This window comes from Mangrovitalea sediminis, from assembly GCF_002514725.1.
Taxonomy (GTDB): Bacteria; Pseudomonadota; Gammaproteobacteria; order Pseudomonadales; family Oleiphilaceae; genus Mangrovitalea; species Mangrovitalea sediminis.
Map to the genome: position 1 here is coordinate 897,276 of NZ_NTLB01000001.1, position 11,787 is coordinate 909,062.

Genomic DNA, 11,787 nt, shown 5'->3' on the forward strand with positions numbered 1-11,787 from the left:
CTTGGGGCGGGCAGTGATTATTGCCAACGAGGAGCCTATGAATTCCGTGTCTTCCATCGATGTCGCCCAACACACGCTGCTGGTCTTTGCCGTTATTCTCAGCGCCGGTGCCATCACCAGCTTTATTGCGGAAAAGCTCCGAATACCCGATATCGTGCTCTTCATGCTCGCCGGGATTACCCTTGGCCCTGCCATGGCCGGCGCCATCGACGTTTCCGCCACCTCCGCCCTGAACCAGATCATCCTGATCTTTGGCGCCTCCTATATCCTGTTCGACGGCGGTGCAACACTGCGCTTCTCCGTGCTGAAGGAGGTCTGGATTACGGTAGTGGTGATTGCCACCATCGGTGTACTGATCACCGCGGCCATCACAGGCCTCGCGGCCCAATGGATCCTCGGGCTGCCGCTGATCACCGCGCTGCTGCTGGGGTCGACGATCGCCTCCACCGACCCGGCAACCCTGATTCCTGTTTTCCGGCAGGTCCGCATCAAGGATCGCGTCGCCCAGGCCGTTATGAGCGAGTCGGCACTCAACGACGCCATGGGCGCCATTATCACGGTTACCCTGCTATCGCTCGCCATGGGCTCGGGGCACTTCTCGCTGGGTCATTCGCTGGCTGAGCTGGTCAAGGAGTCGGGCATCGGCATCCTCGCCGGCGCCATGATGGGCTATCTGGCCGTCGTCTTCATTGCCCACGAACGTCTGGGTTTCCTGCAGCAGCATCTGCCGCTGGTGTCCCTGCTGGTGGTGGTCGGCGCTTATCTGGGGGCAGCAGACTTCCACGCCAGCGGCTTTATGGGTGTCTTCGTCGCCGGTCTCTTTATCGGTAACCGGGAATCTTTCGGTTATCGCCTGACCCATTCCCAGCAGGAAGGCCTCCAGGATTTCATCGAGACCACCGCCCTGATCATGCGAATGTTCATCTTCATCCTGCTCGGGTCCCAGGTGAACTTCGGCCTGATCAAGGAGCACCTTTGGGGGGCGCTGGCGATTGTGCTGGTCTTTATGGTGGTGGCTCGCCCGCTGACCGTGTTCCTCTGCGCCGGTATCGACCGGCGGGCACGCTGGAGCCGGAACGAACTGCTTTTCATGTGCTGGACCCGGGAGACCGGCGTAATCCCCGGCGCCCTTGCCGGCCTGCTGCTGGGCATGCGTGTACCGGGTGCAGAGTTGATCGCCTCGGTAACCTTCATCGCCATCCTCGTCACCATCATGCTGCAGGCGACAACCACCCAGTGGGTCGCGAAAAAGCTCAACCTGTTGGAAGAACCGCCGCAGTTACCGGCCCAGGACGCCCCCGGGCAATGACATAACGGACAGGCTTGGCGCCGGTTTCCCGGCGGCAAGCCGAACTGTTATATTGTTGCAATCCCTCGACCGCCGCGGATACCCGAATGACGACACCGCTGCCTTACCGTCAGCACGACCATGCCCATTGCGTTGAACATGCCCTGGCCGATGCCCGGGAGATCTGCAAGCGCAGCGGTGCCCGGCTGACGCCCATTCGCGAGCGAGTCCTGCAACTGATCTGGCAATCCCATCAGCCACTCGGCGCTTACGAGTTACTCGCGGCACTCAGCCAGGACGGTCACCAGGCGGCGCCGCCGACGGTCTACCGGGCCCTGGACTTCCTGCAGCAGCATGGATTGGTGCACCGTATTGCATCCCTCAATGCCTTTGTCGGCTGTCCACATGCCGGGCGCGCGCATACAGGCTGTTTCCTGATCTGCCAGACCTGCCGTAACGTGCTGGAGCTGACCGGCAAGGAGATATCCGCAGCTATCGAGCAGCAAAGCCAACGGCAGGGATTCAGAATTGATCACGTCATCGTCGAGATTTCCGGTCAATGCCCGGCCTGTCAGCAAGCGGCGGCCAATTCCTGACACCCCATGGCCAGCCCCCATCGATTAACGTCATTTCTGCTCGCGTTAGGTGGCGCAGTTGCCGCGCATGCGCTTTTGCTGACACTGCCACTGCGCGAATTGCCGGTTCCATCCGATTCCCGGGAAACCTTGCAGATTCACCTGGCTGCCCGCGCCGGCTCGAATGCGACATTGCCCTCTGCGCACCCGTCACAACCGGTGCAGCGCGCTCACCCAGCGCCGACAAGAACGAAGACGATCGCCCGGGAAATCACAGTGAAGACGCCCATAACGGCGGAACCCGAGCACCCGTCCCCACAGCACCAGGCGCGTCCCTATGGCGAATCAAAGCCCCTGATAAGCACTCGCTCACCGCTCGCAGAAACCGTTACCGGGAATGATCGGGCGCCGAACCAGCCCCAACCGAAGCCTGTCCAGCAGCCGCAGACATCTGGCTCAAGCGCCCCTACTGCTGTCACCGGCGTGGCCACGGCGGGATCGCTCCGAGCGCCCCGGGTCAACGCGGATACAACCCTGAATCCTGCCGCGCAACGTCAGATGAATAACGCCTTCCAAGCCCGTCTGAGCGCCTACCTGGCGCACTTTCGACATTATCCGCTGCTCGCCCGCCGGGAGGGACAGACCGGTACCGTCAAGCTGCACTTTGTCATGGACCGCCAGGGACGTGTTCTCTCCCGAAGCCTGACCCAACGCACGCCCTATCCGCTGCTTAACCGCGAGGCGCTAATGTTGCTGGATCGAGCCGCTCCGCTGCCCCGCCCGCCAGCTTCCCTGGCGGGCAACGCCCTGAGCTATACCCTGCCCATCACCTTCGAAATCCGCTGATCCGAACCGGCCGCAGTGCCCTGAACCACTGATAGATCCACTGCCCCATAAAGCCATTTCATCCGGTGGACTTTTCAGGACAGGGAGACTCGACTAGATTGGAAGCATAGGTGCCGTCTGAGGCCTCTTCCTCAGTTCAGGCTCGTATCCCCATTCAGGCCCCTTTGACGGAGCCAGTCATGTCAGGAAGACATTCGCTGCGCCGGTTCGTGCCCTGGTTGGTCCTGCTCATAGGCTGGCTGGTCACGGGCTTGCTTTGGCAGGCACTTCGCCATCACTTCGAAGCGGATGCCCGGGCGCCGCTCCAGCACAACCAGGACACCATGGTACTGTCCCTGTCGCAGGCCATCAGCGACCGGCTCGCAGGTGTTCGGCAACTGGCGCGCAGTATGGACATCGCCCCCGACCATGCCGGTGAACTCTTCGCTGCCGGGGGACAACGATTACTGCGGCGCTTCCCTGACCTCGTTGCTCTGGAATGGGCGGTCACTGTTCCCGACAGCGCCCGCGAACTGGTCGAACAGTCGCTCAGCGCCGCCGCCGGCCAATATGTCACCATCAACGATTATATCGGACCGGGACAATCCCGCGTGGCGCCCAAACAACCGCAATACCTGGTCGTTCAGCATGTGCTGCCGGCAAACGCCGATCAGGGTGCCCTGGGCCTTAACCTGTATTCCGTGCCGTTCTGGCAGACGGCACTGACGGAAGCCCTCGACAAGCACGAAGCCCGCGCAACAGCCGCCTCGACCCTGCAGAACAACGGTCAACATCAATATGCGGTACGCATCTTCGTGCCCATCAATGGCTCAGTATCGCACCGGCCAGAGTCTCCGGCACTGCTGTGCCTGGTTTTCAAGCCGGCATCGATGGCCGCCGGCCTACTCAGGCCCTTGCTGCCGGATGGGGTCTCCACCGCCGTCTACGACCTCGACCAATTTACCAAGCAGCCGCTGTTCACTCTGCCGGAAAACAGCCCATCAGCCGCTACCAGCAGGCCGCTCCCGACCCTACACAGCACACTTGAATTCGCCGGTCGTCACTGGCTGGTCCTGACTACACCTACCCGCCACTATATTCTCCACGATACCCAGCTGATGCTGGAGGCCATCGTTCTATGCGGTCTGGTGCTATCCGTTTTGGTCACGCTCCTCGTCCACCGCCTCACTCGGGCGTACCAGCGCATCGAAACGGAAACCGGAGAGCAGAGACGACAATGGCGTCGTGACCAGCAAGCACTGCAGAACAAGGAAATTGAAAAGGCCGTATTGGTGAGGGCCCTGAGCGATTGCGAACAACGCAATCGCGATTTCATCGATCTGGCCACCAGCTTTTCCTGCGAACTCGACGAAGAGGGTCGTATCGGATTCATGTCATCGCAGATCCACGACATTCTCGGCATTCCACCTGCCTCACTGGAACACCGGCCGTTGATCGAACTTCTACCGGAAGCAGAGCAGCCCCGCTTTCAGGCCGCCCTGGACGCTAGCCGACGCGATCGGCACAGCGTTCGCCTCGACACCTTGATGCTGGATAGTCATGAACAGGCACTGCCGGTCGGCCTCCGGCTGCGACCGGTCGCCGATGCGATCAATCAGTGTCAGGGGTTCCGCGCCGTTGGTTGGGCCCTCCCCAGTGTTGTCCTGGATCAAGCCGAGCCCAATCAGGTGTAGCTGAGAAGCGCAGGGTGGGTGACACTCTCCAGGTGATGCCCCGAGGGGGTAGCGTCATCCTGTAAGTACATGGTTTACCTTGCAGATTAGCCGATACAGCCCCATCTAGAAGGGTTAACAGGCCCTGAAAGCCTTTCTCCACCATCGCTTGGGGAATCGAATTATGGAGTTTAAGGATTACTACAAGATTCTAGGCGTTAGCGAGACGGCCGACAGCGCAGAGATCAAGTCGGCCTATCGCAAGCTGGCGCGAAAATACCATCCGGATGTCAGCAAGGAAGAAAACGCCGAAGAGCACTTCAAGGAGCTGGGCGAAGCTTACGAGGTGCTCAAGGATCCCGAGAAGCGCGGCGAGTATGACCAGTTGCGCAAATACGGCGCCCGTGGTGCAGACGGCAGTTTCCGTCCGCCACCCGGATGGCAGTCCGCCACCGAATTCGGCGATGGCGCGTTTACTGGTGCCGATGCCGCCCATTTCAGCGATTTCTTCGACGCCATCTTCGGACGCGGCGGTACGGCGCACCGGCACTATCGGACGGACGGACGGCAATCCGGCTTCAGCATGCGGGGCGAAGACCTCCACCAGCCGATTGCACTGTTTCTTGAGGAGGCCTTCAACGGCGTCGAAAAATCCCTGCGCCTGCGCGTACCGGAGGTCGACGAACGCGGACTCATTACCCATCGCGAACGCACGCTCAAGGTGAAGATCCCGGCCGGCGTTGGCGACGGGCAACATATCCGCCTGCGGGGTCAGGGGGGACCGGGTGTTGGCGGCGGCGAACCGGGTGACCTTTACCTGGAAATCCGCATTGCCCCTCACCCGCATTTCAGGGTCCAGGAAAAGGACCTCTATCTGGATCTGCCACTCGCCCCCTGGGAGGCGGCCCTGGGCGCCGAGGTCGAAGTACCAACGCTGGCCGGTCGGGTCAAGATGAAGATTCCTGCCGGTTCACGCGAAGGTCAGCGTCTACGCCTCAAAGGCAAAGGGTTGGCCGGCAAGCCGGCTGGCGACCTATACGTCGTTTTGAGCATTGCCATGCCGCCCCAGGAAACGGAAAGTTCACGCAAACTCTTCGAACAATTGGCGAAAACCGTGCCGTTCAATCCGCGGGCACACCTGGAGGACTAAGTCATGGTCAAACATTCCCAGACGACCCTGGAAATCCTGGATGACCGCCTGCGGCTGAGCTTACGCGAGCTGAGCGTCCAGACCGGCAGCCACGCTGAATTCATCATGGATCTGGTGGAGTACGGCGTCTTGCAGCCAGAGGGCGGGCAACCCCGCGAATGGCGTTTCCCTGGCACCGACCTGATATTGATCAAACGGGCCATGCGCCTGCGCCGCGATTTTGACCTCAACCTGTCGGGTCTGGCCCTGGCGCTGGAGTTGCTGGAAGAGATCCGGATGCTGCGTCGTACCGTCGCCGAACTGGAGGAACGTCAATGGGACGAGGAAAGCTAGCCACTTCCACCTGACGATCTCCCTACATCTCGGAACCAAATGGTTCATCCGGACTCAAGCGTTTGTGGGTGCCGTCGCAGAATGGCGGCGTCCCGCTTCGCTTGCAGCCGCATAACCAGAGGTACTCATTACGCTCCGCCACAAACACCAGGGGTCTGATGGCTGAGCCCTCATGGGACCCGTCGCAAAAGGGTTGATGCTGACTCCGTCCGCAGGCGCACCAGTAATAGCGCTTGCCCTGAACGACCTGTACCGCAAAGGGTGTAAGTTGCCGCGATGCCATGACCCAGTCCCTCCCAGTTTTGGCCCGCCCCATTATCGCCCTCGAACACCGGTGGCACCGGCGATCGACTGGCGGCATTCCACTCTACACCGATTCGACTTTCTTGATCCGGAACAAGCAAGCAGTCATCGGTCATACGCAGGCATCTATTAGCTGCGTATAGTGGAAAAATCTCCGGTCGAGGCACCGGCCTTATCAAGACGCAGACGATAGAAAGGGAGGTTCTGTATGCAACCCATCAAGATCGGTATCAACGGCTTTGGCAGGATCGGCAGACTGGCCATGCGGGCGGCCTGGGGCTGGCCTGACGTCGAATTCGTTCATATCAACGATCCAGGCGCCGATGCACGCACCCACGCCCATTTGCTGACCTACGACTCCGTCCACGGTCACTGGCATCATGAAGCGCGTGCCGAGGAGAACCGGCTGCTTGTCGAAGATCGCAGCATTCCCGTCAGCAACGCACGCGCTGTCGATGACGTGGACTGGTCCGGCTGCGACCTGGTGCTCGAGTGTAGCGGCAAGATGCGCAAGCCCGAACTTCTACAAAGTTATCTGGACCAGGGCGTCAAGCGTGTGGTGGTCAGTGCACCGGTCAAGGGTGTGCCCAACATCGTTATGGGCGTCAACGACGGCCGCCTCGATCTCGACAAGGACCGTATCGTCACGGCCGCCTCCTGCACGACCAACTGCCTGGCACCGGTGGTTAAGGTGATTCATGAAGGCCTGGGGATTCATCACGGCTCCATGACCACCATTCACGGCCTGACCAACGACCAGGTGGTCCTCGACGTTGCCCATAAGGATCTGCGTCGTGCCCGCGCCTGTGGTTCATCGATGATCCCGACCACCACCAACTCCGCCAAGGCCATCACGGAAATTTTTCCGGAACTGAAAGACCACCTCAACGGCATGGCCGTGCGCGTACCTATCACCAACGCGTCCCTCACCGATTGCGTCTTCGAGGTCCAGCGCCAAACGACGGCGGAGGAGGTCAATCAACTGCTGAAGGCGGCCTCAGAAGGTCCACTGGCGGGAATTCTGGGCTTCGAAGAGCGGGAACTCGTGTCGATCGACTTCAAGAGCGACCCTCGCTCAAGCATCGTCGACGCACCATCGACGATGGTGATCAACGGTACCCAGGTGAAGATCTATTCCTGGTACGACAACGAGTGGGGCTACTCGAACCGACTGATGGAGTTGGCCCGCCTGGTGGGCAAGGCCTGATCAGAGCGGCTGCACACGATCCAGCAGGCGGCCGCTGTCGACGAGTTCGAGGAACTCGTCGCCAAGCCGCTCGCTTTCAGCCATGGCACGGCGCCAGTAGGCCTCGCGTCCATCGTCATCGTTCAGGTAATGGGTAAAATCCTTACGGTCCGGCAGTTTCCGGTGCGGTAGACGGTGCAGGTACTCCGCGGATGGCGATACCAGGAGAACATCGGCCAACCGCCCGGGGTCGCCCTGCCGCCAGCGCAATGGTTTGTCGAACCAGCCGGGAATCACCCGATCGGTAAAGTGGGGATAGAGGATCACCCCAGGAGTCCGATAAGGCAGGTCCAGGTGATAGTCGAGCAAGCCGCCGTCCCGATATACACCGGGCGGTGCGCCCGCGACGCCGGTCACCCCCGACATCACCATGGGAATCGATGCCGACGCCAGTAAAGCCTGACGCAGGTTTTGCGCCGTCAGCGCGACGCGGTGAGTCGTGAAATCATTGAGCGGTGCCAGGGGCATCTCATGCCCCGAAGGCGCCACCAGCACCCGCTCCAGGAAACCACCCAGCAGTCGGCGATGAATCAGGTTGGCCGCCATGACACCCACCAGTCCGGCGCCGAGACGGCCACGGGAGTCCGCCGCCAAAAGACCGCGGCTGCGGTTTATCAGGATACCCAGGCGGTAGTGGGGATTCGAGACGATCCCTTCATCCTCACCCTGCAACAGATCGTCCAGCATGATACGGCTGCGACGGCTCACCTCGGCATGATCGCTGTCCCTGGGGAAGCGCTGGATACTGTACAACTCCCCGAGACGCCGGATGCCGGCCACCGGATCAGACATACTGAGACTGGCGAAACGCCAACTTCCGATAGAGGCACCAATCAGCGTACGCACCTGCGGCACACGCGGCAGCCACTGACCGAAAATGGCCAGATCCAGCCCCTGGATACCCAAAGCCTTGGGCCCACCTGCCGCCCCCGGGATCAGGTGCACATCCCCGGGTTGCAAGCCCTGGCGCCGCAAGTGCGCCAGGGCCCGAGTCCCGGCGCGGATCGTCAGTGCCGGCTCCTTGACCTGTACAACAGTCATGCCAGCTCCGGACTCAGCATCCTGTCAGTCACGGCCAAGCTCACCAAAATCAACCGGTTTGCGAACACAGAACACGTGAACACCTTCCGCCGTGACCGCATCGATCAGACGGTCGGCAAGATCAGCCTCCAGCACGAACATCACCTCCACCGGCTGATCCGCCAGCTCGAAGAAGTGCCAGGAGTGTAAATGACCGCCAGCGCCGCTCCCTTCGGCATCAAGTCGCTTTGTTACCCGCTTGATACCCAACTCCTTGGCTTTGTCGACGATCCAGTCCGTCACCCGTTTCTGACCATGGAAACGGCTTTGGGGTGCCATGAATATGACTTCGTAGCCCGCTTGCATCATCTTCAACCTCCCAGTGTCCTACGGATAAGGACTACAGTACCTAATCCCAGCAACGTCATCACCAAGGATCCACCCACATGGATGCCGATACCGGCCAGAGTCCAGGGCCACTTACCCTCCTGCAGCAGTGTCACCATCTCTGCCGAGAAGGTGGAGAAGGTGGTCAGCGCCCCCATGAAACCGGTAACGACGAATAAACGCCATTCCGGCGCCAACTGTGGCATCTGACTAAAAACGGCAATCGCGATGCCGATCAGGTAGGCCCCGAGCAGGTTGGCGATCAATGTACCCGGAGGGATGTTGGGAAACAGGGCGTTGAACTGCATCCCCAGCAGCCATCGGCTCACCGCTCCACAGGCGGCTCCGGCGCTGATGGCGAGAACGGAACTCCACATGCGCTGTCCTCTTTATCGAGATATCGAAATCTGGCTGAAGGACAGACGCACCAAGCCTGCGCACGCCTGTCCGGCGATTGACGCAGGCATCATCAGCGCGGCTGAGCACGGAAGGTCCGAAAGGCCGGGCGGTTCGCGGGATGAAGCGAGCCGTCAACTGACGCGGCCGCACCGAGGACGCGCGTCTCTCGCTTCAATCCAGGCAGGAGGAATGCCATCTCCAGAAAGCAGAATTCTACCGATCTGGACTGAACTGGCAAGTCAACCGTGATGACGCGCGTGCGCAACGCCCACCGGTTCGGCATGTACGACCAGGGTACCGATTTCCGGGTACTGCACACGCAACGACTCTTCCAGCCGCTGAGTCAATTCGTGCACCCGCCCCACCGGGACTTCGGGTGGGAACAGGCAATGAAAACTGACATAAAGGCCATCGGCACTATCATGCACGTGCAGTTCGTGAACGCTCTGGATATCGGGTTCGGACGACACCAAGTGCCGAATCGTCGTTTCCAGCTCGTGGATGCGCGAAGCAGACACGGGGCGCCCGCGGGATTCGTGATGGCTGACGGGGTCGATATGGATATCGACACGCACCTCGCCAGCGAGGTCGCTCTCCAGGGTATTCTCCAACTGTGTTACGTGCTCGTGAGCCCGCTCTATGGTCCAGCGCTCATCCACTTCCGCATCGAAACCGATATGCTTGACCCCGCCGACCTGATAGACACGGACATTGTGGACCGGCAGTTGGAAGCGCGCGGAAACGGCCCTGACAGCATCGACCAGACTCTCGTTGTCCAGGCTCAGGGGCGTCGCGATAAGCGTGATGTCCGAATCCGGCAATTCCGTGCGAATACTCGACAGCATCTGCGCTTTCAGCTGCTCGACCTGCTCCAGCGACAACCCGCGCGACACCGCGACCTGTACCTCTGCCACGAGGGTCGCACCGACCAGCCGCGCCCGGACCTGCTGCACCTTGGCCACCCCAGGCACCAGCGAAACAATGCGGGTCAGGTTGTCAGCCGCACCTTCCGGCGCCGAATCGATCAACACATCCACGGTACGCCGCCCCAGACGGTATCCTGCCAGCATCACGAACAGCGCCACGGCAATCGCCGCCACCGCATCGGCGCGGGGCCAGATCAGGGTGAGCAACAGACCGACCAATACCGCCGCGGAACTGAGGATATCCGAGGTGAAATGCAGGGCATCCGCTTCCAGGGCCTGACTGCCGGTCTCGGCAGCCACCTTACGCAGGGCCTTGGCACGAGTGAAATCGATCACCATGGACAACAGGATCACCGCCAGCGCATACCAGGTAACCTTGACGTCCCGGGACCCTTCAGCCAGCCGGCTGACCGCCTCGTAAATAACCCAGCCGCCCGTTGCAAACAGCAATCCCGTTTCAACCAGCGCCGACAGGCTTTCCACCTTGCCGTGGCCAAAGGGATGCTCAGCATCCGCCGGCTTGTCAGCCACCCGGACCGCCAACCAGGTCAGTGTCGCCGCGCCCAGATCCAGCAGGGCATGGGCAGCTTCAGAAAGGATGGCCAGACTGCCCGTCATCAGGCCGACAACCAGTTTGGCAACGGCCAGAAACAGACTGGCCAGCATGGATGAGAAGGCGACCGCACTCTTCGCCTGGGATGCTTCGCTCAAGAAACCATCTCCCCAACATGTGTAGGTTTTCCGTCGGTCGCCCCATCTCTACCGGAAAGCGCCTAAGGGGGTTAGATCGTAACGGCAACGCGTATGTCGCAAAGCGACCGGGTGCAGCGGGCCGTTCGGCCACACTACCGCATTTTCTTCTCAATATTTTGACAAAGCGTATGAAGAAACCGCACATCTTTGTCGGCCAGCAATGGTAACCGCTCCAGCGCCCATTGATATAGCTTGCTGTCCGGCGCCACATCAAGGGAGGGCAACAACACCTGAAGGCGATCGCGCAATGCCGTCCACTGCCCCACCGCTGCTGTCTCCGCAGCCGCATCCAAACGAAGACCGGATAATGCATAGGCGTAAAGCATCACTGCCTGTCCCAGATTGAGCGACGGATAGCTCACCGCAAGCGGAATGCCGGTGACCAGGTCGCAACTGGCCAGCTCCTCGTTGGACAGCCCCCGATCCTCCCGCCCGAACACCAGGGCCGCCTGCGCCACGGTATCGCCCTTGTTGCCCAGCAGCACCTGCAGCGCTTTCGGCGTATACAGCTCACGCTTGCCATGCCGCGCCTTGGCAGAGGTGCCGATCAGGAGATCCGCGTCAGCCCGAACCGCCTCCAGCGAATCATACGCCCGGACCGCTGCAAGAATATCGTCGCTGCCATGGGCCACCCAGCCTGCCGCAGGCTCGCGATGGACCTGACTGTTCACGATCCAAAGCTGACCGAACCCCATGGTCTTGAGGGCCCGGGCGGCAGCCCCGACATTTTCGGGCACCTTTGGCTCTACCAGTACGAACGCCAGTTGCATGCAGATATCCTCCGGCGGGCAGTTTAGCGGCAGCCTTCACGGCGAACCAGTCCCGTCGTCTTTTGCCGAAAACGACGGCGCCTCGGATCAAGCCGCCCGTTGCATTCTCCGTTATCCTTTCCTGCAGAAACCCGACAAA

General features: G+C 60.9%; 13 protein-coding genes. 7 read left to right on the plus strand and 6 right to left on the minus strand.

The genetic code is table 11. From position 1 onward, the window contains the following. Positions 1–37 precede the first annotated feature (37 nt). The 6 genes from CLR77_RS04245 to CLR77_RS04270 all read left to right on the plus strand — a co-directional run bounded on the left by CLR77_RS04245 (position 38) and on the right by CLR77_RS04270 (position 5,844). Positions 38–1,309, plus strand: a complete 1,272-nt coding sequence (locus CLR77_RS04245; RefSeq protein WP_097459313.1) for a cation:proton antiporter — start codon at positions 38–40, stop codon at positions 1,307–1,309. A gap of 86 nt (positions 1,310–1,395) precedes the next feature. After that, positions 1,396–1,884 carry a Fur family transcriptional regulator gene (locus CLR77_RS04250; protein WP_097459314.1) on the plus strand — a complete coding sequence of 163 codons (489 nt, stop codon included), beginning with the start codon at positions 1,396–1,398 and terminating at the stop codon, positions 1,882–1,884. Positions 1,885–1,890: 6 nt separating this feature from the next. Beyond that, entirely contained in the window at positions 1,891–2,709 is an 819-nt protein-coding gene (locus CLR77_RS04255; protein ID WP_097459315.1) for an energy transducer TonB, read from the plus strand. Positions 2,710–2,888: 179 nt separating this feature from the next. After that, positions 2,889–4,382 (plus strand): CHASE domain-containing protein, encoded by a 1,494-nt coding sequence (locus CLR77_RS04260; protein WP_097459316.1) that lies wholly within the window; start codon positions 2,889–2,891, stop codon positions 4,380–4,382. Between the two features lie 163 nt (positions 4,383–4,545). Next, positions 4,546–5,511 (plus strand): DnaJ C-terminal domain-containing protein, encoded by a 966-nt coding sequence (locus tag CLR77_RS04265; protein ID WP_097459317.1) that lies wholly within the window; start codon positions 4,546–4,548, stop codon positions 5,509–5,511. A 3-nt stretch (positions 5,512–5,514) separates the two neighbouring features. Further along, complete coding sequence (locus tag CLR77_RS04270; protein WP_097459318.1) at positions 5,515–5,844, plus strand: chaperone modulator CbpM; 330 nt, start codon at positions 5,515–5,517, stop codon at positions 5,842–5,844. A 22-nt stretch (positions 5,845–5,866) separates the two neighbouring features. Here the strand turns inward: CLR77_RS04270 and CLR77_RS04275 are convergent, their stop codons facing one another. After that, complete coding sequence (locus CLR77_RS04275) at positions 5,867–6,127, minus strand: CDGSH iron-sulfur domain-containing protein (protein ID WP_097459319.1); 261 nt, start codon at positions 6,125–6,127, stop codon at positions 5,867–5,869. Between the two features lie 228 nt (positions 6,128–6,355). Between CLR77_RS04275 and CLR77_RS04280 the strand changes: the two genes are divergently transcribed. Then, positions 6,356–7,354: an ArsJ-associated glyceraldehyde-3-phosphate dehydrogenase gene (locus CLR77_RS04280; protein WP_097459320.1), complete on the plus strand. Its 999-nt coding sequence runs from the start codon at positions 6,356–6,358 to the stop codon at positions 7,352–7,354. Here the strand turns inward: CLR77_RS04280 and CLR77_RS04285 are convergent, their stop codons facing one another. The 5 genes from CLR77_RS04285 to CLR77_RS04305 all read right to left on the minus strand — a co-directional run bounded on the left by CLR77_RS04285 (position 7,355) and on the right by CLR77_RS04305 (position 11,648). After that, entirely contained in the window at positions 7,355–8,434 is a 1,080-nt protein-coding gene (locus tag CLR77_RS04285) for a patatin-like phospholipase family protein (protein ID WP_097459321.1), read from the minus strand. It lies immediately after the preceding gene. A gap of 24 nt (positions 8,435–8,458) precedes the next feature. Then, on the minus strand, positions 8,459–8,782 hold the full coding sequence (locus tag CLR77_RS04290) for a DUF190 domain-containing protein (RefSeq protein ID WP_227519798.1): 324 nt from the start codon (positions 8,780–8,782) through the stop codon (positions 8,459–8,461). 2 nt (positions 8,783–8,784) lie between these two features. Beyond that, positions 8,785–9,177, minus strand: coding sequence for a fluoride efflux transporter CrcB (crcB, locus tag CLR77_RS04295; RefSeq protein WP_097459322.1), 393 nt, complete (start codon positions 9,175–9,177; stop codon positions 8,785–8,787). Positions 9,178–9,438: 261 nt separating this feature from the next. Next, positions 9,439–10,836, minus strand: a complete 1,398-nt coding sequence (locus CLR77_RS04300) for a cation-efflux pump (RefSeq protein WP_097459323.1) — start codon at positions 10,834–10,836, stop codon at positions 9,439–9,441. Between the two features lie 134 nt (positions 10,837–10,970). Then, positions 10,971–11,648: a tRNA/rRNA methyltransferase gene (locus CLR77_RS04305; RefSeq protein WP_097459324.1), complete on the minus strand. Its 678-nt coding sequence runs from the start codon at positions 11,646–11,648 to the stop codon at positions 10,971–10,973. Positions 11,649–11,787 lie beyond the last annotated feature (139 nt).